This is a genomic window from Massilia sp. DD77 (genome assembly GCF_036961685.1).
Lineage (GTDB): Bacteria > Pseudomonadota > Gammaproteobacteria > Burkholderiales > Burkholderiaceae_D > Telluria.
Genome location: NZ_JBAMDH010000055.1, coordinates 1 through 25,142, shown reverse-complemented (window position 1 = coordinate 25,142; position 25,142 = coordinate 1). Strand labels below are relative to the sequence as shown.

The 25,142-nt window shown below is 66.2% G+C and carries 23 protein-coding genes, 1 pseudogene and 1 riboswitch; of the genes and pseudogenes, 10 read left to right on the top strand and 14 right to left on the bottom strand.

Going from position 1 to position 25,142, the window contains the following annotated elements; translation table 11 throughout:
- The coding region (locus V7778_RS23350; protein WP_335559742.1) for a hypothetical protein at nt 1-436 on the bottom strand (436 nt) is incomplete at its 3' end.
- 231 nt (nt 437-667) lie between these two features.
- On the opposite strand from V7778_RS23350, the gene htpX reads away from it, so the two are divergent.
- Nucleotides 668-1,540 carry a protease HtpX gene (gene htpX / locus V7778_RS23345; protein WP_335559740.1) on the top strand — a complete coding sequence of 291 codons (873 nt, stop codon included), beginning with the start codon at nt 668-670 and terminating at the stop codon, nt 1,538-1,540.
- 39 nt (nt 1,541-1,579) lie between these two features.
- Nucleotides 1,580-2,650 (top strand): AI-2E family transporter, encoded by a 1,071-nt coding sequence (locus tag V7778_RS23340; RefSeq protein ID WP_335559738.1) that lies wholly within the window; start codon nt 1,580-1,582, stop codon nt 2,648-2,650.
- On the opposite strand, the gene V7778_RS23335 is transcribed toward V7778_RS23340, so the two are convergent.
- From V7778_RS23335 to V7778_RS23325, 3 genes are all read right to left on the bottom strand, one after another.
- Complete coding sequence (locus V7778_RS23335; RefSeq protein WP_335559736.1) at nt 2,647-3,132, bottom strand: hypothetical protein; 486 nt, start codon at nt 3,130-3,132, stop codon at nt 2,647-2,649. The genes V7778_RS23340 and V7778_RS23335 overlap by 4 nt on opposite strands.
- A 130-nt stretch (nt 3,133-3,262) precedes the next feature.
- Nucleotides 3,263-3,568, bottom strand: coding sequence for a hypothetical protein (locus tag V7778_RS23330; protein ID WP_335559735.1), 306 nt, complete (start codon nt 3,566-3,568; stop codon nt 3,263-3,265).
- An 83-nt stretch (nt 3,569-3,651) separates the two neighbouring features.
- Nucleotides 3,652-3,939 (bottom strand): hypothetical protein, encoded by a 288-nt coding sequence (locus tag V7778_RS23325; RefSeq protein ID WP_335559733.1) that lies wholly within the window; start codon nt 3,937-3,939, stop codon nt 3,652-3,654.
- Nucleotides 3,940-4,040: 101 nt separating this feature from the next.
- Here V7778_RS23325 and V7778_RS23320 point away from each other — a divergent pair, with 101 nt between their 5' ends.
- The 4 genes from V7778_RS23320 to V7778_RS23305 all read left to right on the top strand — a co-directional run bounded on the left by V7778_RS23320 (nt 4,041) and on the right by V7778_RS23305 (nt 8,986).
- Nucleotides 4,041-4,508 (top strand): hypothetical protein, encoded by a 468-nt coding sequence (locus V7778_RS23320; RefSeq protein WP_335559731.1) that lies wholly within the window; start codon nt 4,041-4,043, stop codon nt 4,506-4,508.
- A gap of 98 nt (nt 4,509-4,606) precedes the next feature.
- Nucleotides 4,607-4,698, top strand: a riboswitch (glycine riboswitch).
- 447 nt (nt 4,699-5,145) lie between these two features.
- Nucleotides 5,146-5,880, top strand: coding sequence for a hypothetical protein (locus V7778_RS23315; protein ID WP_335559730.1), 735 nt, complete (start codon nt 5,146-5,148; stop codon nt 5,878-5,880).
- Nucleotides 5,881-5,918: 38 nt separating this feature from the next.
- Nucleotides 5,919-6,521, top strand: coding sequence for a C39 family peptidase (locus V7778_RS23310; protein WP_335559728.1), 603 nt, complete (start codon nt 5,919-5,921; stop codon nt 6,519-6,521).
- A 65-nt stretch (nt 6,522-6,586) separates the two neighbouring features.
- Complete coding sequence (locus V7778_RS23305) at nt 6,587-8,986, top strand: hybrid sensor histidine kinase/response regulator (protein WP_335559727.1); 2,400 nt, start codon at nt 6,587-6,589, stop codon at nt 8,984-8,986.
- A gap of 150 nt (nt 8,987-9,136) precedes the next feature.
- Here V7778_RS23305 and V7778_RS23300 read toward each other — a convergent pair whose 3' ends face one another.
- Nucleotides 9,137-11,713, bottom strand: coding sequence for an EAL domain-containing protein (locus V7778_RS23300; RefSeq protein WP_335559724.1), 2,577 nt, complete (start codon nt 11,711-11,713; stop codon nt 9,137-9,139).
- A 442-nt stretch (nt 11,714-12,155) separates the two neighbouring features.
- On the opposite strand from V7778_RS23300, the gene V7778_RS23295 reads away from it, so the two are divergent.
- Both V7778_RS23295 and V7778_RS23290 read left to right on the top strand, forming a co-directional pair.
- A complete protein-coding gene (locus V7778_RS23295) occupies nt 12,156-12,653 on the top strand; it encodes a M35 family metallo-endopeptidase (RefSeq protein WP_335559723.1) in 498 nt (165 codons plus the stop codon).
- Between the two features lie 181 nt (nt 12,654-12,834).
- Nucleotides 12,835-13,911 (top strand): M35 family metallo-endopeptidase, encoded by a 1,077-nt coding sequence (locus V7778_RS23290; protein ID WP_335559720.1) that lies wholly within the window; start codon nt 12,835-12,837, stop codon nt 13,909-13,911.
- Between the two features lie 45 nt (nt 13,912-13,956).
- On the opposite strand, the gene V7778_RS23285 is transcribed toward V7778_RS23290, so the two are convergent.
- The 6 genes from V7778_RS23285 to flhF form a co-directional block, all read right to left on the bottom strand.
- Nucleotides 13,957-14,430 carry a hypothetical protein gene (locus V7778_RS23285; protein WP_335559718.1) on the bottom strand — a complete coding sequence of 158 codons (474 nt, stop codon included), beginning with the start codon at nt 14,428-14,430 and terminating at the stop codon, nt 13,957-13,959.
- 112 nt (nt 14,431-14,542) lie between these two features.
- A complete protein-coding gene (motD, locus tag V7778_RS23280) occupies nt 14,543-15,298 on the bottom strand; it encodes a flagellar motor protein MotD (protein WP_335559716.1) in 756 nt (251 codons plus the stop codon).
- A gap of 10 nt (nt 15,299-15,308) precedes the next feature.
- Nucleotides 15,309-16,052, bottom strand: coding sequence for a flagellar motor protein (locus tag V7778_RS23275; protein WP_335559714.1), 744 nt, complete (start codon nt 16,050-16,052; stop codon nt 15,309-15,311).
- Nucleotides 16,034-16,762 carry an RNA polymerase sigma factor FliA gene (locus tag V7778_RS23270; protein ID WP_335559712.1) on the bottom strand — a complete coding sequence of 243 codons (729 nt, stop codon included), beginning with the start codon at nt 16,760-16,762 and terminating at the stop codon, nt 16,034-16,036. Before V7778_RS23270 ends, V7778_RS23275 begins: the two co-directional genes overlap by 19 nt.
- A gap of 53 nt (nt 16,763-16,815) precedes the next feature.
- On the bottom strand, nt 16,816-17,637 hold the full coding sequence (locus V7778_RS23265) for a MinD/ParA family ATP-binding protein (protein WP_335559711.1): 822 nt from the start codon (nt 17,635-17,637) through the stop codon (nt 16,816-16,818).
- On the bottom strand, nt 17,630-19,084 hold the full coding sequence (gene flhF, locus V7778_RS23260; protein ID WP_335559709.1) for a flagellar biosynthesis protein FlhF: 1,455 nt from the start codon (nt 19,082-19,084) through the stop codon (nt 17,630-17,632). The genes V7778_RS23265 and flhF overlap by 8 nt, the downstream gene beginning before the upstream one ends.
- A gap of 288 nt (nt 19,085-19,372) precedes the next feature.
- Between flhF and V7778_RS23255 the strand changes: the two genes are divergently transcribed.
- Nucleotides 19,373-19,609 carry a hypothetical protein gene (locus V7778_RS23255; protein ID WP_335559707.1) on the top strand — a complete coding sequence of 79 codons (237 nt, stop codon included), beginning with the start codon at nt 19,373-19,375 and terminating at the stop codon, nt 19,607-19,609.
- Nucleotides 19,610-19,709: 100 nt separating this feature from the next.
- On the opposite strand, the gene flhA is transcribed toward V7778_RS23255, so the two are convergent.
- The 3 genes from flhA to V7778_RS23240 all read right to left on the bottom strand — a co-directional run bounded on the left by flhA (nt 19,710) and on the right by V7778_RS23240 (nt 24,463).
- On the bottom strand, nt 19,710-21,821 hold the full coding sequence (gene flhA / locus V7778_RS23250) for a flagellar biosynthesis protein FlhA (RefSeq protein WP_335559704.1): 2,112 nt from the start codon (nt 21,819-21,821) through the stop codon (nt 19,710-19,712).
- Nucleotides 21,818-23,014, bottom strand: coding sequence for a flagellar biosynthesis protein FlhB (gene flhB / locus V7778_RS23245; protein WP_335559702.1), 1,197 nt, complete (start codon nt 23,012-23,014; stop codon nt 21,818-21,820). Before flhB ends, flhA begins: the two co-directional genes overlap by 4 nt.
- Before the next feature lie 255 nt (nt 23,015-23,269).
- Nucleotides 23,270-24,463 (bottom strand): MraY family glycosyltransferase, encoded by a 1,194-nt coding sequence (locus tag V7778_RS23240; RefSeq protein ID WP_335559700.1) that lies wholly within the window; start codon nt 24,461-24,463, stop codon nt 23,270-23,272.
- Nucleotides 24,464-24,725: 262 nt separating this feature from the next.
- Here V7778_RS23240 and V7778_RS23235 point away from each other — a divergent pair.
- Nucleotides 24,726-25,142, top strand: a pseudogene (locus V7778_RS23235) (hypothetical protein); the annotation flags it as partial.

Sequence of the window (25,142 nt, the reverse complement as noted above, 5' to 3'; positions counted from 1 at the left end):
GCGAATACGCCTCCGGCCCCATCTTGCGCAGCAGCGCGATGTTCGCCTTCTGCTCCTTGGTGAACCCGCCCAGCATCTCGGCGGCCTGCTTCTTGTTCATCATCGGCTCCATGCCCACGAACATCCCGGCATGCACCAGCGCGAAGGTGCTCAGGGCAAAATCACGCACGCCGAGACCATGCCTGGCCAGCACCGCCCTGGCGCGCGGCTCGGCATTGATGGCTTTGACGTAATCATCGACCGACAGCTGGTCTTTCCCGTCGTCTTTCTCCTCCTCGTCCTTTTCCAGCTTCTTGAGCTCGGGCGCGGCGGCCTTGATCTTGGCCAGCAGCGCCGGGGTCAGCAGGAAGTGTTCCCCTGGATCGGCGGCGAAGGCGGGCGCGGCGCACAGGGAGAGCGCGACGAGCAGGGAGGCGGCAATACGGCTGGCTTTCATGGTCATTCCCGGTAGCGATTGGTATGCCGCGATTATAGGAGCGCGCACGGCCCGAAAACCGCGTCCGGCGGCGAATCCCCCCTGCGTGGTGTGGAGACGGCGCCCCTCTCGCTTACTTCCTTTTTTAGGAAGAAATCCTTCATAAAACTTCGCTTTTCCAGATGTTCGCCTTACCTTATCCTTTCATATCGGCAATACCGCTTTGCCATGAAAACAAGACTGGATACGAACATGAAACGCATACTTCTCTTTATCGCCACCAACTTCGCCATCATGCTGGTGCTGAGCATTACGGCCAGCGTGCTGGGTGTGAACAAATACCTCACCGCGAACGGCATGAATTTCGGCATGCTGCTCGCCTTCGCCGCCCTGATGGGCTTTGGCGGCGCCTTCATCTCGCTGTGGATGTCCAAGCCGATCGCCAAGTGGTCGACCGGCGCGCGCGTGATCGAGCACCCGTCCAATTCCACCGAGCAATGGCTCGTCAACACCGTCGCAGCCCAGGCCCAGCGCGCCGGCATCGCCATGCCGGAAGTCGCGGTCTACCACGGCGAGCCGAACGCCTTCGCCACCGGCGCCACCAGGAATTCCTCGCTGGTCGCGGTGTCGACCGGCCTGCTGGAATCGATGACCCAGGAAGAGGTCGAGGCCGTACTGGCCCACGAAGTGGCCCACATCGCCAACGGCGACATGGTCACCCTCACCCTGATCCAGGGCGTGGTCAATACCTTCGTGATTTTCCTGGCGCGCGTGGTCGCCTGGTTCGTCGACCAGGCCTTGCGCAAGGACGGTGAGGAAAACACGGGTCCGGGGATTGCCTTTACCATTACGGCGATCGTGTGCGACATCCTGTTCGGCATCCTGGCCAGCGTCATCGTGGCATGGTTCTCGCGCCAGCGCGAATACCGCGCCGACGCCGGCGCCGCCCGCATCCTGGGCACCCCGCGCCCGATGATCAACGCGCTGGCCCGCCTCGGCGGCATTGCGCAAGGCGGCCTGCCGAAGAACATGGCCGCCTCGGGCATCGCCGGAGGCGGTATGATGTCGCTGCTGAGCAGCCATCCGTCGTGCGAAGACCGTATCGCTGCCCTGCAACGCGCATAAGAGACAAGCAAGACACATTCACGAGGCCAGGAACCAGGTATGCGGTACGCTCCACTGTTGTTGCCAGTACTGTTTGCCGCGGCACTGGCCTTTCTCCTGCAGCACTTCCTGGGCTCGCTCGCCTGGGCCGGACTGCTGGCGGTGATCACCTGGCCGCTGCACCAGCTGCTGCTGCGCCGCGGCTGGCCTCCGCTGGCGAGCGCCACCACCCTGCTGGTGGCGCTGCTGGTGAGCTTCGTCGGCCCCTCGATCCTGCTGTTCAACGCCCTCACCAACGAGCTGGCCGGACTCGAACGCCTGCTCACCAACCTGAACCTGACCGGGGTGGCGGCGCCCACCTGGCTGTACCGCCTGCCACTCATCGCCGAGCCCGCCGTCAAGTGGTGGAACGAGCACCTGGCGGTGCCGGGCGGCCTGCGTACCCTGATCCAGAGCGGACTGGGCGACTTCATGCCCCAGCTCACCGGCGCGGCCCGCATCTGGGGCTCGACCATCCTGGCCAATGCCCTCTACCTGTTCCTGACCCTGCTGACCCTGTTCGTGCTCTACCTGCACGGCCCGGCGGTGGTGCGCTACGTGGACGGCGCCGGCGAGCGCCTGCTGCCGGCCCATTACCCACGGCTGCGCGCCATCCTGCCGCTGTCGGTGCGCGGCACGGCGCTGGGCCTGTGCTCGATCGCCGTGCTGGAAGGCGTGGTGCTGGGCATCGCCTACGCGATCGCCGGGGCGCCCGCGCCGGCATTGCTGGGCGTGATCACCGGCTACCTGGCCCTGATTCCGGGCGGGGCGCCGCTGTCCTTCACCATGGTCTCGCTCCTGCTGCTGGGTCAGGGCCATGCGGGCGCAGCCCTCGGCCTGTTCAGCTGGGGCGCGGTGGAGCTGTTCATGGTGGACAAGTTCATTCGTCCCAAGCTGATCGGCAAGCGCGTCAACCTGCCCTTCCTGGCGGTGCTGTTCGGCCTGCTGGGCGGTGTCTCGACCATGGGCGTGATCGGCCTGTTCGTGGGGCCCTTCATGATGGCGGTGCTGTTCGCCTGGCTGCGCGACGGCCGCGAAGCGGCGGCAACGCAAGCCGCGCCGGCGGCCGAGAAGCTCGAACGGATCGGCTAGAACTGCGCCTGCCCCAGCCGCGGCCGTGTCGACATGGCCACCACCGCGGAGCCCGCGGCGACGATCAGCGCATCCTCGATCAATCCACTGCGGGTCTGGCCGATGCGCGCCATGGCGCGCTTGCGGCCGGCCAGGGTCAGGTAGGCCAGCGGCACGGCGGTAGCGACCGCGAGCGCCGCACCGGCCTTTTCGCGTCCGGGCGAGGCCAGCGCGGCGCCCGCGATCCCTGCGCTCATGACGCGCGCCAGCAGTCCCAGGAAAACGGTGCGGTCGGGCGCGGATTTCATCTTGTCGCCCAGCAGCTCCCCTGCCCCCATGGCCAGGGCGCCGTATTTGAACAGGGGACGATCCAGGAGCAGGAGTTCACCGGGGGTACGGCGATGCGCCAGGCGTGCCGCCGCAAGCGTGGCCATGGGGGTCATCGATCGCGCGCTGGCGACGGCGCCGATCAGCGCGGAGGAAAGCAGGTTGCGGAAACTCATCGTGAGGGACTCCTGTGCAAGTGGAAGTGACCCGAGGCGCGCGGCGTGCAGGGCCGCCCACGTCGGGAACGCCACTCGACTGTAGTGCGGCTCCCGCCGCCGTGTCGCCACTTAGGTTTCCGCGATCGGCTCACTCACCATGGTGTGCTTGGTTCCAGCGCCGCCAAGCGAAGCTGCCACCCACGACGACAAGCATCCAGAACGCGATCGACAAACCCAGCCGCGGCCACAGGACGTCATCCAGGCCGATCAGCAAGGACAAGGGATCCCGCGCCACCGACCCTACCGGCGACACCCCTTGGCTGTCCGCGAGAAACGGCAGCGGAAAACCATAGGCCAGCACCGGGCAAAGGACGGGCATGTCCACGTTGGCGCATACCGCGCTGACACGCCCCGGAACCGCGAGCGAAAGATAGGTCAAGGCGCCTGCGGCCATGCCGGTCGTGAATAAAGTTCTGATACGGATTATTTGTCGCAACTCACGATGCATGGATCGACATCGACACTGAAAGCCAGGCCCTAGTGACGGCCGTTGCGCAATTTATGCATCTCGACCGGAAGTGCAACAAGGCCGACAGCCAGCAGTGCCGCCAGCAAAATCAGGACAAGTGCGATGAAAGAGACGTGCGTATCGCGCAAGGTTTGCATGCTCACGGTGATTGCGGCAATGCAGACGAGTAGCATCCAGCTGCGCTTCAGGACGTTCACGACAGCGGTTTTCAGCATTTTCTTAATAGTAAATTCATCGCCTGCGCTTGGCAGACCAGCATAACATTTTCCTCGCCTGGAAAAGTCACGGACCGTCACGTCCGACTCTTCCTACGCGGCCCTGGACCGTGCTCCTATTGGGCATCCGGCAAGAATGGCTAAGATCGAAGCTGTCCATCATTTACGCCAAGGAGACCATGATGAGCGATCGAAAACCACGCGCCTCGGGTGACCGTGCGCCGCCGCAGGGCCTGCGCCAGAGCGCCGATTCCGCCTCCGGCTTCGTCGCCGATGACAGCGCCGGCTACTCCAGCGTCGGCCAGAGCGAGCAGCGCGGCACCGAAGCCAGCTCGGGACGCTACACCAACTTCAACCATGCCTCGCCGGAGAGCAACGTCGGCCCTGCGGGCGCAGCCCAGTCGAGCCACGGCAATGCCGGCGGACGCGTGCCGGGCAGCACGGTGGACAAGGCCGAGGGCAGCCAGGGCCAGCAGAACCGCCAGCAAGACGAGGTCGCCATGTCCGGCGGCGGCAATCCCAGCGACGCGGCCGCCGCCGACGGCGGCATGGCGAACCGCGCCGGCACCGACGACGATTCGGACAAGCTGGGCGAGCGCCCGGGCCGCGGCGCGGAATCGTCCGGTACGTCCGGCGACGGGGCGCGCTGATCCCGGCGCACGCGGGTGCGGAAACAACACGCCGCACAAAACCGTTGAGTTTATTGAAATAGCTGGGCTATCCTGTCTAGACAGTTGGCACACAGCCAACCGCGGTATCGGGAGAGACTGTCCTATCCCCGACGGCGCCGAAGGAGCAACCACCCCGGAATCTCTCAGGCAAAAGGACCGATCCCGCGAAGTACACTCTGAAGAGTTGCCGTGAGTTCGTCGTCGCGGCACACCGAAGGAGCAAACAGCCGCAATGGCGGCTGTGAATCTCTCAGGTCCAGCACAGAGGGGGTGCCGACGCGCCGATGGCGCGCGGTCTTCCCTTGTGACGCTTTCTGTGTCTGGATTGTATGTCGACCGAATTCCTGCCTGGTGCCGCGCGCGGCGCCCCGGGCCCTTGCGCGCCCGCGCAACGCGCCCTTGCCTACCTGGCCCCTTCCCACGGCCGCCTCGCCGCGGCGCGCCGCGCCGTCCTGGTCCGTCCTAGTCCGTCCTAGTCCGTCATCTTGCCGGCCGCGGCCGCGAGGCCGCATCCACACCTTTGTCCGGCACGCCTGTGGCGTGTCCTTTGCAGCAGCAACCGACGCCCGCTCGGACTGGCGGGGAGTCGCTTTTTCATTTTTCATGGAGAGTACTAATGCAAGCTCAACAACGGCAACACGGCAAGCCGCGCGCACTGCTCGCGGCCTGGGCGCTCGGCCTCGGACTCGGCCTGGCCGCTCCGCAGGCACTGGCGCAGGCGGGCGATCCGGGCGCGGCGCGCCTCGCCGCCACCCAGCATTCAGGCGCCCTCGCCGCCGCCCAGCGCGATCTCAGCCGGTTCATCAACCACCAGCTGCAGCGCGGATCGGCGCCGGAAGGCTTCCCCTTCGACGTGCAGGACCTGCGTTCGCTGAAGGATGCGCGCATCGGCGACGGTTTCCCGGTCTACACCATCGATCCGGACCAGCTGCTGAACGGCCGCGGCAAGATGAAGAACATGGCGCGCCACGCCAACCAGTGGCGCTTCGTGGTGCTGCTGGGCGACCGTCCGATCGGACTGGCGACGGTGGAACGGCATCAGGGCCGCTTCGAGACCGTCGCCTATGGCGGCGCGGTCCTGTCGAAGGACCTCGACGCCCTGGCCGGCGTGCACGGGAACGCCGACCGCTCCAACCTGCGCCTGCTGCGCATCTACCAGGCCCGTTCCGACCTGCTCGAAGTCGAGACCGCCGGCGGCACGCGCTTCGCTCCCTTGTTTTCCGCCCGCGCTTCGCTGCCGCTGCAGCGCGCAGACGCTTTCGGCCGCCCCACCGCGGTCCTGGCCGATGAAGCCGAGCTGCTGCCGGCGCTGCGCGCCGCGGTCAAGCGCAACCTGGACGAGCACCGCTAAGACGGCGCCAACGACAATCAAGCATACGGAGACAAGCCATGAACAAGAAACACAAGACACTGAGCGGCCTGCTGGCCGCCGCCGCGCTGACCCTGGCCGCCCCGAGCGCCTTCGCCCAATGGCGGACCCTCAACGTGCCCCTGACCACCCAGGAGCACAGCCAATGGTGCTGGTCGGCCAGCAGCAAGGCCATCCTGAATCTGTACAAGAAGACCCCGAGCCAGTGCCAGATCGTGAACTGGGCCTTCGGCATCAACTACGCCTGCGGCAATTCCACCTTCAACTGGAACAGCTACGCCAACCAGCCGAATTCGATGTACGGCACGGGCGGCAGCGTGCAGAACATCCTGGCCGCCTGGGGGGTGCCGAACACCGCCTACAACGTGGCCTCGTCGTGGAACAGCGTGGTCGCCGACATCAATGCCAACCGCCCGTTCGTGATCCGCTACGGCTGGACCAATGGCGGCGGACACATCATGGCCGGGCGCGGCTACGAGACCTATAACGGCGTGAACTACGTCTACATCATGGATCCGTGGCCGGGCGAGGGCCAGACCTGGCGCACCTACAGCTCGGCGGTGTCGGCCTCCGACCACCGCTGGACCCATACCCAGCGCATGAACGTCAGCCCGGCGCTGTAAAACCGGGAGCGGGTGGGGGGCAAGCGTCAGCGGAAAATGGGGCTATCCATGCGACAATCCGGCGCATGAACCTGAACGACTACCGAGCCCTGTTTCGCGCTACCCCCTACCCCTACCTGGTGATGGCCCCCGATCTGACGATCGTCGGCGCCAGCGGGGCCTACCTGCGCTCGGTCCAGCGCACCGAGGAAGACATCGTCGGCCGCTACGTGTTCGATGCTTTTCCCGAAGATCCCGCCAATCCGGACGCCACCGATATCGCCGAGGTCAAGGCCTCGATGCTGCGCGCCCTGGCCAAGGGCGAGCCGGACACCACCGCCTTCGTGCGCTATGCGGTCGAGGTGCCGACGCCGAACGGTCCCCGCTTCGAGGAGCGCTACTGGAGCACGGTGCATACGCCGGTACTGGACGACGACGGCAAGCCCCTGCTCGTGATCCAGAACCCGGTGGACGTCACCGAACTGTACCGCTTCGACGCCGACGCCCAGGTCGCCACGCTCCAGCTCACGCCGCCCAGCGAGAGCAACGCCGGGAACTTCAACCGGGCGCAGATGCACGAGGCCTTGTCGCGCATCCTCAACAATGAACGCGAGCACCTGCGCAGCCTGTTCAACCAGGCGCCCGGTTTCGTGGCCGTGCTGATGGGGCCCAAGCACGTGTTCGAGATGGTGAACGAAGCCTATTACCAGCTGGTGGGCCACCGCGAACTGCTCGGCAAGGCGGTGTGGGAAGCGCTGCCGGAAGTCGCCGGCCAGGGCTACGAGGAATTCCTGGACCGGGTCTACACCACCGGCCAGTCCTGGGCCACGCGCGCGATGCCGATCGCGGTGCAGCGCGAACCGGGCGGCCCGATCGCCCAGCGCTACGTCGACCTGGTCTATGAGCCCTACAAGGACCAGTACGGCACGACCATCGGCATCTTCGCCCAGGGCTACGACGTGACCGACGCGGTCGAGGCCCAGGCGGCCCAGCGCGAGAGCGAGGAACGGCTGCGCGACGGCATGCACGCGGCCAAGATGGTGGTCTGGGACTGGGACTTCGCCAGCGGCGAACTGGCCTACTCCGACAACACCCTGCTGGTGCTGGGCTTCCAGCCGGCGACCATGGACGCGATCCGCGAGTACATCCACCCGGAAGACCGCGACAAGATCGCCGCCTCGCACCGCCGGGCGCTGGAAGGCGCCGGCAGCTACCAGGAGGTGGTGCGCTTCGTCCGCGCCGACAACGGGCGCCAGATCTGGCTCGACAGCCGCGGCAAGGTGCAGTTCGACGCCGAGGGGCGCCCGGCGCGCATGCGCGGGGTCACGGTGGACGTGACGGAGCGCTATCAGGCCGAACTCGAGCTGCGCGAAGCCAACCGCAAGAAGGACGAATTCCTGGCCATGCTGGCGCACGAGCTGCGCAACCCGCTGGCGCCGATCAGCACTGCGGCCGAGATGCTGCGCTTGAGCGCCGACGATCCGGCGCGGGCGCGCAAGGCCAGTGAAGTCATCAGCCGCCAGGTGAAGCACATGGTGTCGCTGGTCGACGACCTGCTCGACGTCTCGCGCGTCACGCGCGGCCTGGTGGAGCTGGAAAAGGACGACGTCGACGTCGGCGCCGTGGTGGCCAGCGCCGTCGAGCAATCGCGCCCGCTGATCGAGGCGCGCCGCCACGCGCTGACGGTCCGCGCGGAGCCGGGTGCGGCCCTGGTCCACGGCGACCGCACCCGCCTGGTCCAGGTGGTCGCCAACCTGCTGAACAACGCGGCCAAGTACACGCCCCAGGGCGGCGCCATCGGCCTCGAGGTCCGTGCGCGCGGCGGGATGGTCGCCATCAGCGTGAGCGACAACGGCATCGGCATCGATGCCGGCCTGCTGCCGCACGTATTCGAGCTGTTCACCCAGGCCGAGCGCACGCCCGACCGCGCCCAGGGCGGCCTCGGCATCGGCCTGGCCCTGGTCAGGACCATCGTCACCCTGCACGGCGGCACGGTCACGGTCGAGAGCGCGGGGCCGGGCGCGGGCAGTACCTTCACCATCGCGCTGCCGGCGATCGACGCCGGCGCGGCGCGCGCACGGACGCCGCATGCCGGCCAGGACGCCGCTGCGGCCGCGGCGCCGGCGATGCGGGTCATGATCGTGGACGACAACGTGGATGCCGCCGAGTCGCTGGCGATCCTGCTCGAGGCCCAGGGCCACGCGGTGTCGGTGCAATCCCACCCGCGCGACGCGATCGAGGCCGCGCAAAGTAGGCCACCCCAAGTGTTCATCCTCGACATCGGCTTGCCGGACATGGACGGCTACGAGCTGGCGCGCCGCCTGCGCGCCGATCCGGCCACCGCCGGGGCGCTGTTCATCGCCCTCACCGGCTACGGCCAGGCGCACGATCGCATCCTGTCACGCTCGGTGGGCTTCCATCATCATTTCGTGAAGCCGATGGATCCGGAGAAGCTGAAGCAGATATTGGCGGTGGGGCGGGCTTAGGTAGTGCAATCCTCATCCGGGGCCTGATGACCGTCGCCCCGGCGCAGGCCGGGGCCTAAGTTTGCATGCGTTATCGCTGCGCCACGAACTTGGGTCCCGGCCTTCGCCGGGACGACGGTTGTGCGGCTTACGGCAGTATGCCAGCCGGTCTTATGCCGCCTTCGCAGCCCTGAGCAAGGCCTCGATCCCCTGCGGCGCCACCGGCCGCGAGAAACAGTAGCCCTGCATCTGGTCGCAGCCGCGCGCCGACAGGATCGCCAGCTGTTCGGCGGTCTCCACGCCTTCCGCGATCACGTTCAGCTTCATCGAGTGCGCCAGCGCGATCACGGCGTTGACGATGGCCGCGTCGTCGGCGTCCTGGGTCAGGTCCATCACGAAGGAGCGGTCGATCTTGAGGCTGTGGATGGGGAAGCGCTTCAGGCTCGCCAGGCTGGAATAGCCGGTGCCGAAGTCGTCGATCGCCAGCTGCACGCCCATCTCGGCCAGGCGCGCCATGGTCTCGGTGGCGGCGGCCGGGTTTTCCATCAGCACGCTCTCGGTGATCTCGAGCGTCAGGTAGCGCGGGTCGCAGCCGGTGCGCGCCATCAGCATGCCCACCTGGTGGGCCACGTCCTGGCCCAGGAACTGGCGCGCCGACAGGTTGACGCTGATGCGCACGGGCGGCAGGCCCTGGCGGCGCCAGGCCACCTGCTGCTCCATGGCGGTGGCCAGCACCCATTCGCCGATCGGCACGATCAGGCCGGTCTCCTCGGCCAGCGGAATGAAATCGGCCGGCGACACCATGGGCTGGCCCTGCGGCTGCCAGCGCAGCAGCGCCTCGACGCCGCTGACGGCGCCGCTGCCGATGTCCACCACCGGCTGGTAGTGCAGCAGGAACTCCTGGCGCTGCAAGGCGCGCTGCAGGGCGCCCTCCATGCGCAGGTGCTCGAAGGCCTGGGCGCCCATGTCGGCCATGTAGAAGCTGTAGTGGTGGCCGCCCTGCCCCTTGGAACGGTACATGGCGGTGTCGGCGTTCTTGAGCAGGGTGGCGCTGTCCTGGCCGTCGCGCGGATACATGGCGATGCCGATCGAACCGGTCGGGAACACTTCCTGGCCGCACAGGACCAGGGGCTGGAACAGGTTTTCCAGCAGCTTCTCGGCCACGGTGGCGGCATCTTCCTCGCCGGCCAGGTCGGGCAGCACCACCACGAATTCGTCGCCACCCTGGCGCGCCACGGTGTCGCTGTCGCGCAGGGTCGAGGACAGGCGGCGCGCGATCTCGACGATCATGCGGTCGCCGGCGTCGTGCCCGAGGCTGTCGTTGACATGCTTGAAGCGGTCCAGGTCGATGAACATCACCGCCACCTGGCTGCCGTTGCGGTGCGCGTGCGCGATCGCCTGCGCAAGCCGGTCCTGCAGCAGCGCGCGGTTTGGCAATCCGGTGAGCGCGTCGTGGTTGGCCATGCGCAGCAGCGCTTCCTCGGCCTGCTTGCGGCGCGAGATGTCCTTCACCACCGAAATGAAGCGCTGGTCGCCGTGCGGGTCACGCATCACCGAGACGCTGACGTTGACCCAGACCGTGGTGCCGTCGCGCCGCATCAGGCGTTTCTCGCGCTGGTAGTCGTTGATCTCGCCCGTCTTGAGGCGCCGGATCAGGGCCAGCTCGTCGGGCAGGTCTTCCTCGCAGGTGAGCTGCTGGAAGAATCGCTGCAGCAGTTCGACTTCGGTGTAGCCGAGGATCTGCGACATCTTGCGGTTCACCCGCAGCAGGCGGCCGTCGCTCGAGAGCAGGACGATGCCGACCGCGGCCTGGTTGAAGGTCAGGCGGAAGAATTCCTCGCTCTCCTGCAGGCGCAGGCGCGCCTTGCGGCGGAAGGTGACGTCCTGGCCGATCAGGAGCAGCAGCTGGCCGCCTGCCTGCTGGGTTCGGCGGATATTGAATTCGACGTAGCGCAGGCCGTCGGCGCGTCCGTCAAGCGTCACCAGCACGTTGTCCTGGGGCGAGCCTGAACGCAGCGCCTCGCCCAGGCGCTCGCCCAGCTCGTCGCCGGGAATCAGCTGTTCGAGCGGGTAGCCGGCCGCGGCCGCGTCTTCCGGCGCGTCCAGCAGGTCGGCCATCATGCGGTTCATCGAGCGCACCCGGCGGTCGGCATCGACCACCAGCAGCCCGGCCGGCATGCCGTCGATGACCTGCTCCAGGTAATTCTGGTTCTGCAGCATGCTGCGCTGGGCCGCATGCGCGTAGGTATCCAGCGCCAGGCCCATGTCGAAGTACACGACCTTGAGCACGGCGTCGATCGCCGCAGTGCAGCGCTGCGGCTCGTGCTGCAGCCGCGACCACAGCATGTCGACGATCTCGGACAGGTATTTGCGGTAGGCGCCGATGTACCACTTGGGTTCGAGTCCGATGCGCTGGTGCGCCACGCCGACCCGCAGGCGCTCGCGGATATACGGCTCGCCGTACTCGCCGGCGGTCAGGCTGCTGAAATAGTCGGACTGCGTATGGCGCAGCGCCTGCACCGCACTGTCGTCCCCGAGCATGCCGCGGGTGTGGGCATGGCGCAGCAGGTGGTCGTAGAACTCGCCCGAGAAGCGCTCGCGCTCCTGCTCCAGCATGGCGTGCACGTCGCGCAGGGCGGCGACGTCGGCCTCGCGGAACTCCAGGAAGGCCTTGCGCGCCGCAACCTCGTCGCCGTCGAGGCCGATCTCGCGGGCAATCGCCTCGAGCATGTCCATCCCCTCCCTCATGCCTGCCTCCGCGCGCGGGCATGCCGCACTTGATTGTGCATCGTTGCGTGTCTGGTCTGGGATGTCATGGGAAAAAGCGCCTGCGGCCGGGGTCGGCGGAACGGATGGTTGGCTAAATGGCTATCTCCATTGCATCATAGCAAACCATTCACGCCCAGATCGAGTAAATACCGCGGCACTGTTGTTTATTTGCCTTGGTGGCAGCAGGGTTATTCCTCGGCAAGCTGCGACTGGCGATGCGGTTTTGAACTGACGCAATATCTTGGGTGCATAGCGGCGGGACAGTAGGCGGAGCACAAGCACCAGGAGGCATCATGTCCAGCAATCGCAGCGCCCTGCTCTGCCCCTTGTCCTCGCCTGCTCATCGGCCCAGTCATCGGCCCAGTCATCGGCCCAGTGATCGGCCTATTCATCGGCCCAGCCGCAGCAACCGGTCCAGGCCGTGGACGCCGGCCGCGCGATGACGCTCGACGCCCATGCCTACCTGGCGGCCAAGGAGCCCTACGGTCCACGCTACGCCACCTGGTTCGGCGCCCCCGAGCCGCAGCGCGGCCAGAAGGTGGGCGCGAACTTCGCGGCGATCAAGGATGCTTTCGAGACCCGGCCGCTGGCGATCGACTGCGGCTGCAACGAGCCCTATTTCGCCTACGTGTACCCGGTCCAGCCCTACAAGATCTACGTCTGCGAAGCCTTCTGGAGCGCCGCCATTACCGGCACCGATTCGCGCGGCGGCACCCTGGTGCACGAGATGAGCCATTTCGACGCCGTGGCGGGCACGGACGACCATGTCTACGGCCAGGCCGGCGCGGCCGAGCTGGCCCGGACGGCCCTGCGCGGGCGGTCAACAATGCTGATTCACATGAGTATTTTGGGGAAAACACGCCGGTCCAGGCGACGCGCTAGCATTGCGGGTTTTGAAATGCAAGCGTGTTCCGATTGACTGTCTGATTCCGTTGACATTTCGCAAAAAATGTCACAACTGACATGAATCAACTTTACATGGGAACTTGAATCCGTAAAGATCGTCAATGGGCCGCCTCCTGTACAGACAACTTGTCCGGTGCGGATCCGATAACGATGGCAGCAGCACGCCGCATAACTTTCACATACGGAGAACAGACATGAGCTTGAACGGATTCTGGAAGTCGGCAGTGGGTATGGCAGCACTCGCGATGGCCTGCGGCGCAAGCGCTGCACCAAAGGGCATCTCGATCGCAGTTGAGTCGGAAAAGCACGCACTGACCCAAAACGACGACGTCGTGGTCAAGGTGACGATGACCAACACCTCGGACACCCCGCAGTACGTGCTGAAATGGCTGACCCCATTCCAGGGCCTGGATACGCCGCTGTTCGACGTGACCCGCGACGGCGAGCCGGTCCCTTACCTGGGCCCGGTCATCAAGCGCGGCGTGCCGAAGAAGTCGGATTACTTCGTGATCAAGCCCGGCGCCTCGCACACCGTCAAGGTGGAGCTGTCGGCCCTGTACGACATGAGCGTGACCGGCGACTACAAGATCAGCTACAAGGTGGCTTCGCCGGCGCTGTTCATGAACGCCTCCGCCAAGGCCGACCGTGAAATGGAATCCAACGCCGCCACCATGTGGATCGACGCCCGCCTGCCGCGCGGCGCCACCCCGCAGGCCATCCTGGACCTGGAAGCCATGAAGCGCGACGCCGGCGTGCAGCCGGCCAGCCTGGCCTACACCAACTGCACCGCCAGCCAGCAGTCGACCATTCAACAGGCCATGGCCGCCGGCTCGGCGATGGCGAACAGCAGCAATACCTACATGAACCAGTCGTCCATGGGTCCGCGCTACACCAAGTGGTTCGGCGCCGTGAACAGCACCCGCCAGGCGACCGTGAAGTCCCACTTCGCGGCGATCAAGGATGCCTTCGACAACAAGCCGGTGACCGTGGACTGCAAGTGCAAGCAGAGCTACTACGCCTATGTGTACCCGACCCAGCCGTACAAGATCTATGTCTGCAAGGCCTTCTGGTCGGCGCCGATGACCGGTACGGACTCGAAGGGCGGCACCCTGGTGCACGAAATGAGCCACTTCAACGCCGTCGCCGGCACGGACGACCACATCTATGGCCAGTCGGGCGCCGCCAACCTGGCGCTGACCGATCCGAACAAGGCTGTCGACAATGCCGACAACCATGAATACTTCGGTGAGAATACGCCGGCGCTGAACTAATCGCTGGCGCCAGCTGACGTAGGGTGGGCGGCTACGCCGCCGACCCTACCTGACGGTATAGGTGAAACGCACCGGCTCCGACGGACTCGTGCTGACTTCATCCAGCTTGTTCACGTCTGGGAGCCAGGGGCCGGGATAGGTGATGTCGTAGGCGTGCGTGCCCTTGCGGAAGGCATAGGCGCGGGTGATGTCGATCGTGTTCAGGTGCATGGTGTGCGGCTTCACGGCCAGGTAGTCGGCCGCGGTGTAGGCGGCGCGCTTGACCATCGGGCCGGCGTACTCCACCTCCTTGCCGCCCTTCACTTCGCGCAGCTCGAAGCGCTTGCCCATCAGCTCGTCGTCGGCCGCCACTTCGCGCGGGACCCAGATGGTCTGCTCGCCATGGTTTTCGATCGTGACGCGGACCAGCACCTTGCCGCCGGTGGTTTCCACGTCCAGGCGATGGCGCACGGTCACATCCGCCTCCACGGCGCCGCTTGCACCGACCAGTCCCGCCAGCGCCAGCAGTAGTGCCGGCATACTCCGTTTGACATGCATTCGTGCTCCCATGGCCGTGTGAAATAATATTTCAGCAAGCAGGCTACCACGAAATATTCGTGCAATTCTTAAACGATGATGAAAAGCGCGACGATCAGGGGGCGAGTTCGCCGCCGGTTTCCGGCAGCGCCGCCAGGATCATGACCGCCACCCGGCGGTTGCGCGCCTGGCCGGCGGCGTCCGTATTCAGGGCCACCGGCCGGGTCGCGGCATAGCCGATTGCCGACAGCCGCGCCTCGCCCACTCCGCTGCCGATGAACAGGCGCACCACGCTGCTGGCGCGTGCGGCCGACAGCTCCCAGTTGGATGGATAGACGGTGCTGGCGATCGGCACGTTGTCCGTATGTCCTTCGACCTCGATGCGGTGGGTATCGTTCCGCAGCAGGCCGCCGACCGAGCGCAGGACTTCCTCGGCTTCCGCCTGCAGCACCGCCTCCCCCTGGCCGAACAGCACGCTCGCGTTGATCTCGACGCTGACGCCGCGCGCGTTCTGGGTCACCCGCACCTGGCCCGACTTCACCAGCGGCAGCAGGGTTGCCGACAGGTCGCGCGCCAGCTCGCCCATCTTCTCGCGCTCGCGGCGCGCCATCTCGTTGCGCTTGCGGTTGATGATGTGCGACAGCGGCAGCACCGGCTCGACCTGGGTGTTGACGGTGGTGGCGGCGCCGCGTCCGCCGAAGGCGTCGCCCAGCGCATCCGACAGCACCCGGTACTTGCCCTCGTTGACGATCGAGATCGCATACATCACGACGAAGAAGGCGAACAGCAGGGTGATGAAATCGGCGTAGGAGATCAGCCAGCGTTCGTGGTGCTCCTGAGGCTCACCGTCATCGTAGCGTTTGCGCGCCATGGCGGTGCCTCTAGTGGCGCACCAGCAGGCTGGCCACGCGCTCGTCGATCACGCGCGTGTGGTCGCCGGTGGCGATGTCGTGGAAGACTTCGAGCAGGATCTCGTACTGCGCCACCTTGTCCGCCACGATGGCCTTGAGCTTGTTGCCGACCGGGTGGAAGAACAGGTTGGCCAGCCCTACCCCGTAGACGGTGGACACGAAAGCGACGGCGATGCCCGAGCCCAGGCGCGCAGGGTCGGACAGGTTCTCCATCACGTGGATCAGGCCCAGGACCGCGCCCAGGATGCCGATGGTGGGCGCATAGCCGGCCGCCGCTTCCCAGATGCGGGCCGCCTGGCGCTGGGTGAATTCGTAGCCGTTGATCTCGTGCTCGAGCAGGCTGCGCAGCTTGTCGGGCTGGATGCCGTCGACCACCAGGCGCAGGCCCTTCTGGATGTAGAGGTCCTTCGTGCCCATGTACTGCTCCAGCGAGAGCAGGCCGTCGCGCCGTGCGGACAGGCTCCACAGCGCGATCTCGCGCGACAGCTTGTCGCGCTCGCCGCGTGGCGGGAAGAACACCCAGCGCAGCATGCGCATGCCGCGCAAGAACGTCCTGCGCTCGCTCTGCAGCAGCACGGCGCCGGCGGTACCCACCACCACGATGGCGAAGGCGGCCGGCTGGAACAGCGACGCGAAGCGTCCGCCGTCGAGCGTATGCCCGACGAAGACGCCGGCCAGCGCCAGGAGTAAGCCGATTACGCTGGACCAGTCCACAATTGCTCCCGCAGCGCCGCGCGCAAGCGCGCCACTGCCTGGGTGTGCAGCTGCGACACCCGTGATTCGCTCACGCCCATGACGGCGCCGATTTCCTTGAGGTTGAGTTCTTCTTCGTAGTACAGGCCCATCAACATCTTCTCGCGCGGCGGCAAGTTGTCGATGGCGTCGATCACGGCCTGGCGGAAGTCGGTGTCGAGCAGGCTGCGCAGCGGATCCTCGTCGTCCACCGCATAGCGGTCGAGGAAGCTGCCGTCGTCGTCGTCGCCGCGGAAGTCCTCGTAATAGACCAGCTGGTGGCCGCCGCCGTCGGACAGCAGGTCCTGGTAGTCGGCCAGTGACATCTTGAGCGATTTCGCCACTTCGGATTCGCTCGGCGGACGGCCCAGGCGCTGCTGCAGCTCGTTCATCGCCGTCTCGACCTTGCGCATGTTCTGGCGCGTGCTGCGCGGCATCCAGTCGTTGCTGCGCAGCTCGTCCAGCATGGCGCCGCGGATGCGCAGCACCGCATAGGTCTCGAACTGGGCGCCGTGGTTGTCCTCGTAGCGGTTGATGGCGTCGAGCAGGCCCATCATGCCCGCTTGTACCAGGTCATCCACTTCCACCGAAGGCGGCAGCTTGGCCTTCATGTGGTGGGCAAGACGCTTCACCAACGGCATGTGCTCCGTCAGCAAATGGTTCTTGTCCGCTTTCCCTTTGACCGTGTACATGCTTGATGCGTCGTTCTCTTATTCTGTTGTCGGGTGCCGCTTCTGCGTTGCTCTTAGTTGCCGAGGTGTGCGCCGCCCCCCTGCCTGCCGAAGCCCGGCATCGCGTGCAGCGCGAACTTGCCGGCCAGCTGGCGGAAGGCGACCGAGGCGCCCGCGAGCGGGAAGGCGTCGACCACGGCCCGGCCCAGGCGCGCGGCCCGGTGCAGGTACTCGTCGGCCGGCACCGAACCCATGGAACTGAGCTTGACGGCCAGGTAGCGCGTTGCCGCTGCTGACATATTATCGTATACCACCTTGGCTTCCGCCTCGGTCGCGCCCGTGACCAGAATGCCGAAGGGGCGGCGGCCCAGCTGCTGCGACAGGCGCTTGATCAGCGCGTACGCATTGGTGATCGAGGTGGCGCTGGTCGAGACCTGGACCACGATCTCGGAACTGGCCATCAGCGGCACCGGGAAGCTGCCGTCCGGACCTAGTTCGCCGTCGACCATCACGATGCCGGCCTGCTTGGCCAGCACGTCGAAGGTCTTGGCCAGGCGGCGGGTGTCGTCGCCGCCTTGCGGCGCGCCCATCGGCACCACCGAGAAACCCTGGGGCGCCGGATGGATCACCTGGTTGAGCGCGCATTCCTGGCGCGCCACCTGCAGCAGCGAGGCCTTGCGGTTCAGGCCCAGGCGGCGGGCGACGCCGTAATCGACTTCGCAGGCGTCGACGATCAGGACTTCGTTGCCGGTCTGGGCCAGCGAGGCGCCCAGGTTGACCAGCATGGCGCCCTTGTCGTCTTCAGGCGTGGCGGAAAGGAAGGTCACGATGCGCGGGCGCGGGCCCTGCAGCATGCGGCGCAGGCCTTCGGCCTGGTCGAAGTCGAAACTAGCCAAGGGACACCTCGCGCAGGCTGCGGTCGTTCAGGGAACCAGCGCCGGACATCATCATCGGCAGGTCGGCGTCGCCGAATTGCGAGGCGGCCGCGCGGTTGTTGCGGAAAGCGCGGTCGATCAGCATGGCGCGGTCGGCCAGGTGCAGGTCTTCCGGCACGCGCTGGCCGTTCGAGATGTAGTGCAGGTTGAGCTTCTGGCGGATGACGACGTCGAGCACGTTGCCGATCGAAGCGGCTTCGTCGAGCTTGGTCATGATGCAGCCGGCCAGGCCGCTGCCCTGGTAGGCGCGCACGACTTCGTTCAGGGTCTCGTTGGTCGAGGTGGAATTCAGGCACAGCAGGCGCTTCACGTCGGCGCCCGATTCGCTCAGCATGGCCACCTGCTCGGTCACCATCTGGTCGCGCTGCGACATGCCGATGGTGTCGATCAGGACGGTGTGCTTGTTCTTGAGTTCCTTGAGTGCGATGCGCAGGTCGGCCTCGTCCTTCACCGAGTGCACCATCACGCCCAGGATCTTGCCGTAGATGCGCAGCTGCTCGTGGCCGCCGATACGGTAGGCGTCGGTGGTGATCAGGGCCAGCTTGTCCGGGCCGTGGCGCATCACGCAGCGCGCGGCCAGCTTGGCGGTGGTGGTGGTCTTGCCGACGCCGGTCGGGCCGACCAGGGCGAACACGCCGCCACGCGACAGCAGGTCGTCTTCGTTGGCGATGGTGGTCAGGTTACGCGCCAGCACGGTCTTGATCCAGCGCAGCGCCTCGGCCGCGTCCTTGGTGGCCGGCATCTTCTCGATTAGGTAGCGCGCCAGGGTGGCCGAGAAACCGGCGGCCAGCATCTCGCGCAGCACGGCGGCCTTCTGCGGCTCGCGCTGGGCGGTGGCGTTCCACGACAATTCGGCCAGCTGGGTTTCCATCAGGCCGCGCATGGCGCGGATCTCGTTCATCATGCCGCTCATCTCGGCGGCGGCCGATTCCTTGGCCTGGGCGATGGCGGCGCTCATCATCGACGTCATCGCGGCCATGTCGAAGGCCGGCTCCGGGGCCGGGGCGCGGCGGTTGGCGTAGGTGGGGGCGGACTGGGCGAATTCGGAAGCGGCTTCTTCCATGCGGGCCGGTGCGAAGGCCGGGGCCGCCTGTTCCATGCGGCGCGCGGCGAACACCGGGGCCGGCTCTTCCATGCGGCGCGGCGCGAAGGCGGGCGCATAGGCCGGGGCGGCCTGGGCCAGCGGTTCCGGATCGGCGAAGTGCTGGAAGTGCGGCGCCGGCTGGGCCATTTCCGAATCGAGCGAAGGCGAGGCCAGCGAGGCCACGTCGTCGTTGTCGAGCGCCAGGATTTCGACCACGCCGTCGACCGGGCGGTTGGAGAGGATGACGGCGTCAGGACCGAGGGCCTCGCGCACCTTGCGCAGGGCATCCCGGGAAGTCGCCGCCGTAAATTTCTTCACTTTCATCTTATTCTCCGCACTTCAATGTCTGACTCGCCGTGGGCGCAATGGCCCTTCCATAGCAAGCATTATTGTCGATGCCGTCAGGAAACGATCGCGGGAACAAGATGGGGAAACCGGGCCAATTCGGCCCTCCGGATCTTCGGCGGCTACGCCGCACGCCGGTTTCTCGGCCGCAAACATGGCCGCTTACACAATTCAGGGACAAACCTCTTGTTGCAATTGTAAGAGCAGGAAATCCGGTGCATACTGAAGACGTAGCGCACAAGGTCGCAGTCATGGAAAGGGCAGCCGATGAAATCACGGATACCGAAGCGTCAATCGCGGGCGCCTGATGTTGTCGCGTTCATCGACCATTGCTGCGCCGCCGTCGACAACAGCATCCCCCTGCTGCGCACCCTCTTCCTGGCCGCTGGCCTCGGCGGCGCCCTGCTGCGCGCCGGCGCCGTGGCGGACTTCCTCTTCCTTACCGGCCTGTTCCTGCAGTTCTCGATCTGGTTCCAGAACTGGTGGCTGCGCGAACCCAGCTGACTTTACAACGCTGAAACAGCAAGGCGCGCACGGGACTGGTGTCCGGTGCGCGCCTTGTCGCTTCCGGTGACGCGGCCTCGTGGCCGCGCCGCCTGAGCCCTTACATCTGCGCGCCGACCAGGCTGGTCACCCGGATGGTCTTGGTTTCCGGGATCTCCGCATGCGACAGCACCTTCAGCTGCGGCACGGCGCGGCGCAGGAAGCGCGACAGCAGCACGCGCAGCGGCGCCGGCACCAGCAGGACCGGGGTCAGGCCCATCTGTTCCTGCTGCTGGGCGGCATTCGCCGCCTGCTGGGCGATGGTGTCGGCCAGGCCCGGCTCGATGCCGGTGCCGTCCCCGCCCGCGCTCATGGCGCCCATCAGCAGGCGCTCGAGGCGGTTGTCCAGGGTCATCACCGACAGCTCGTTGGTACCCGGGAACAGCTGCTGCACGATCGCGCGGCCCAGCGCCACCCGCACCATCGCCGTCAACTCGCCCGGATCCTGGGTCTGGCTCGCATATTCGGACAGGGCCTCGATGATGGTGCGCATGTCGCGGATGTGCACGCCTTCCACCAGCAGGCTCTGCAGCACCTTCTGGAGGGTCGACAGCGGCACCATCTTTGGCACCAGCTCCTCGACGAGCTTCGGGGTGTCCTTGCCCAGGTGGTCGAGCAGCGCCTGCACTTCCATGCGGCCCAGCAGTTCCGAGGCGTGGGTCGTGATCAGGTGGTTCAGGTGGGTCGCCACCACGGTGCCGGCATCGACCACGGTATAGCCCATGCTCTGGGCTTCGTCGCGCAGGGCGGCGTCGATCCAGATCGCCGGCAGGCCGAAGGCCGGATCGGTAGTGACCAGGCCCGGCAGGGTGCCGCTGGCCATGCCGGGGTTGATCGCCAGGAACTGGCCGTTCATCGCTTCGCCGGCGCCCACTTCGACGCCCTTGAGCGTGATGCGGTAGGCGGAAGGCTTGAGTTCGAGGTTGTCGCGGATGTGCACCGGCGGCGCCAGGAAGCCGACTTCCTGGGCGAACTTCTTGCGGATGCCCTTGATGCGCTTGAGCAGCTCGCCGCCCTGGGTCTTGTCGACCAGCGGAATCAGGCGGTAGCCGACTTCCAGGCCCAGGGTGTCGACCGGCATCACGTCCTGCCAGGTCGCTTCCTCGTTCTCGGCCGGCGCCTGGGTGGCCGCCGCGGCCTGGTCGGCCGCCGCGGCGGCCGCTTCCTGGACCGGCTTTTCCCTGGCGCGTTTCGACAGCATGTAGCCGCCGGCCAGCAGGGCGCCGCCCAGCAGCAGGAAGACCAGGGTAGGCATGCCCGGGATCAGGCCCAGGCCGAAAATGATGCCGCCGGTGATGTACAGGGTTTCCGGGCGGGACAGCAACTGGCCGGTCAGCTGCGAGCTGATGTCCTGGTCGGTCGCCACACGCGACACCACCATACCGGCCGCGATCGAGATGATCAGCGAGGGCAGCTGGGCCACCAGGCCGTCACCGATCGCCAGCAGGGTGTAGGTGGTGGCGGCGTCGCCGACCGCCATGTCGTGCTGCACCACACCGACGATCAGGCCGCCGATCACGTTGATCAGGGTAATCATGATGCCGGCGACGGCGTCGCCTTTCACGTACTTCGAGGCACCGTCCATGGCGCCGTAGAATTCGGCTTCCTGGCCCACTTCCGCACGGCGCTGGCGCGCCTCGGCTTCACCGATCAGGCCGGCGTTCAGGTCGGCGTCGATCGCCATCTGCTTGCCCGGCATCGCGTCCAGGGCAAAGCGCGCGCCCACTTCGGCGATACGGCCCGCACCCTTGGTCACGACCGAGAAGTTAATGATGGTCAGAATGACGAACACGACGATACCGACCGTGTAATTGCCGCCAATCAGGAAGTGGCCGAAGGCCTCGATCACCTTGCCCGCGGCCGCACCGCCGGTATGGCCTTCGGTCAGCACAATACGGGTAGAAGCGACATTGAGCGCCAGACGCAGCATGGTCGTCACCAGCAGGATCGCCGGGAAGGCGATGAAGTCGAGCGGCTTGACCGTGTAGAGCGCGGTCAGCAGCACGATCACCGACAGGGCGATGTTAAACGTGAAAAACACGTCCAGGACGAAGGCCGGCAGCGGCAGGATCATCATTGCCAGCAGCAGAATGATCAGGAAAGGCGCGGCCAGTGCGTTGCCGCCCCGCGCGCCGAGGCCGCTCATCCAGGCGGGCAATTTCATGCTGTTCATTGCATCACTCCATCATTCGAATCGGGGCGCGCGGCGCGGCGGCCAGGCTGCTGGAAAGCGGGATCGTGCGGGTCCATCTCCGGCGGCACCGCCAGCTTGCTCGGGCGGTCCGGGTAAGCCCCGTCACCCTTCTTGAAGGCGCGCAGCTGGTAGACATAGGCCAGCACTTCGGCCACGGCCGAGTACAGCTTTTCCGGGATTTCCTCGTCGATGTCGGTGTGCTTGTACAGCGCACGGGCCAGGGCCGGGGCTTCCAGCATCGCGATCTTGTGCTCGGCGCCCAGCTCGCGGATCTTGGCGGCGACCTCGTCCACACCCTTGGCGACCACGCGCGGCGCGCCTTTCTGGCCGTCGGCGTACTTCAGCGCCACCGCGTAGTGGGTCGGGTTGGTGACGATCACGTCAGCAGTAGGCACATTCTGCATCATGCGGCCGCGCGCCATCTCGCGCTGCATCTGGCGAATCTTGCCCTTAATCTGGGGATTGCCGTCCGATTCCTTGTGCTCCTGGATCATTTCCTGGCGCGTCATCTTCATCTTGTTGTTGTAGTGCCAAAGCTGGTAGGGGCCGTCGATCAGGGCCACCACGCCCAGGGCGCCGACGATGAACAGGAAGGACTTGGCGATCATCTCGCCGGCATGGGCGCTGCCGGCGTTCAGCGGCTCGACCGCCAGGCCCAGCATCGCTTCCTTCTGGCCCATGATGACGACCCAGGCGACCGCGCCGACCAGCACGGTCTTGGCGATCGCCTTTAGCAATTCGATCAGGGAATTGGTCGAGAACATGTTGCCGATGCCCTTGATCGGGTTCAGCTTCATGAAATTGGGCATGAATGCCTTGGACGAGAACAGCCAGCCGCCGATCAGTAGGGGCGACAGCAGCGCCACCAGCATGATGGCGCCGGCGATCGGCAGGCAGGCCAGCATCACGTTCAGCACGTCGTCGAAGATGCGCTCGAGCAGGATGTCCGGGTTGTAGATCTGCTCACGGTCGAGCGAGAGGCCGGAATGCAGGGTGGCGCCGAGGCGGCCCACCAGCGAGCCGCCGAACATCCACAGGGTGGCGCCGGCGGTCATCAGGACGGTAAACGTGGCGATTTCACGCGATCGGGGAACGTCGCCGTCTTCGCGCGCTTTCTCTAGCCTTCTGGGTGAGGCCTCTTCCGTCCGTTCCGCGTCGCTGTCTTCCGCCATCCAACCACTCCTGAGTTCGCCGCGCCTTTACCCCGCGCGAAACAGATTATCGGTGGTATTGCCGTACGTCCATATTCGAAACAGGCGGAGAAAGTCCCGCTTATTCGCGATCCTCATTCCTCTGGCGGCGCGCAACAATGGCGTGTCGATGACAGAATGCCCACCGTGCGCGCCGGGAAATGCACTAGCCTGCTGTGTAATGGACAGGACTGGCCGCCAGGCGGCCGGGTGAAAAGGAAGGAGAGGACCGGCCGCCTACAGGCTGCGGCGGACGAAGGAAGTGGCCGGCTGTTCGAGGGCGATGTCCGGCAGGCCCTTGGCCGGCTTGACGCCCTTGCCTGCCGGGACCGGCTGGGTGCGCACGCGCTGGATCTGGCGGCGGCGCGCGCGCCAGGCCGAGGCCACCAGTCCGTACACGGCCAGGTAGAGGGCGAAGCTGGCCGCCGCGCCCTGCATCAGGATCTCCGGCGAGTCGGCAAAGCGCACGGCCAGCAGCGCCGGCACCAGGGCCACGCCCCAGGAAAACGGCGACACGCAGGCATTGCGCAGCGGCGCCGGCAGGCGGCGCAGGTAGTGCGCGGTAATCGTGGTCTTGATCAGGCTGTGCAGGTGCCAGCTGTCCGGATGGCCCGGGTGGCGCCGGCACCACAGGCGGCGCACGATCGTGAACAGGGTTTCGAACACGGGATAGGCGCAGGCCAGCAGCGCGGCCCAGGACGACACCGAAGGGTTGCGCTGGACCAGCATCACGGACATCCAGGCCAGCAGGAAACCGAGCAGGTAGGCGCCGCCGTCGCCGAGGAACAGTTTGCCGAACGGGAAATTCACGAGGAAGAAGCCGGCCGTCACGGCGCAGACCAGGAAGCACAGCTGGGCCAGGTGCACGTCGCCGGCGCCGAGCGCGATCAGGCCCAGTGCGCCCATGCCGATCAGGACGGTGCCGCTGGCCAGGCCGTTGAAACCATCGATAATGTTGACTGCGTTGGCCACCCCGCCCACCGCGAAGGCGGTGAAGGCCACCGAGAACGGCAGCCAGGCCAGCAGCGCGTCGAGCGGCGCCAGGCCGCTGGCCTGCAGGCTGATGTCGGTCAGGCCCCAGCAGACGGCGCCGCTGGCCATGGTCGCCAGCAGACGCGCGCGCACCGACACGTTGCGGGTCAGGTCTTCCGCCAGGCCGAACACGAAGGCCGGGAGGGCCGCCATCAGTACCGGGAGCAGCAATTCCTGCTGCGGTTGCGGCAAGGCCCAGAAGGCGAGCCACAAGCCGGTCATGATCGCGGCGCCGCCGATGCGCGGGGTCGGGGTGATGTGGAATTTCTGCACGCCGTGCGTGGCGTCGAGCGAAAAGCGTCCATGCCAGCGCGTCGTGAAGACGAGCAGCAGCGAACTTATCAGCGAAACGGCGAAGCCGATCTCGAGGCTGGCAAATGACAGATCAATAATACTCATAGAACCACTTTGTTAACTCGTCAATTCTATCGCATTTCTAATTCGCCAACGTCGAGCCGTGCGCCGCGTGCTTTGACGCAATCTGCATATGCCCGGGCCGCAAGCCCTTGATTGTTCGAGAACAATCGGACAATTCTAGGGAGCTTGCGGCCTTTCAATCAATCGCACAGAAACTTCTCCTAATATTCCTGACAATTTGTTACAACTTTCTACCGTCCTAATGCGCTGTTAATAAGTTTTTCGACAACAGGAGAGAACAGGAATGAAACAGCGTAGTCAAAATAATAAAAGGCGTTTTCTTTTTGTCATTTTCTGTTCGATCCTGAGCGCGGCTGCTTTCGGCCAGGGGGATGTTCTGGACGCCCGGGCGCGCCTGGCCGAGGCCGAGACCCGGCAGGCGCTGGCCGAAGCCGAGCGCGCCGAGCTGCTGGCGCGGTTGCCGCCGGCGCAGGCCAAGCCCCTGAGCGGCGCCATCGACACCCGCCAGTTCGGCGCCGCCGGCCTGGCGCGCGCCTTCGACCTGGCGCTCGCGCTGGCGGCCGAGGTCTGCGCGGCCCTGCCGCCGGACCGTTCCACCCTGCTCTACGACCCGGCCACGGTGCAGGGCATGGTGGCGGCGCGCAGCGTCGAGGGCGCCCTGGTGCGCCTGGGCGAGGACCTGGCCGCGCGCAACCGCGAG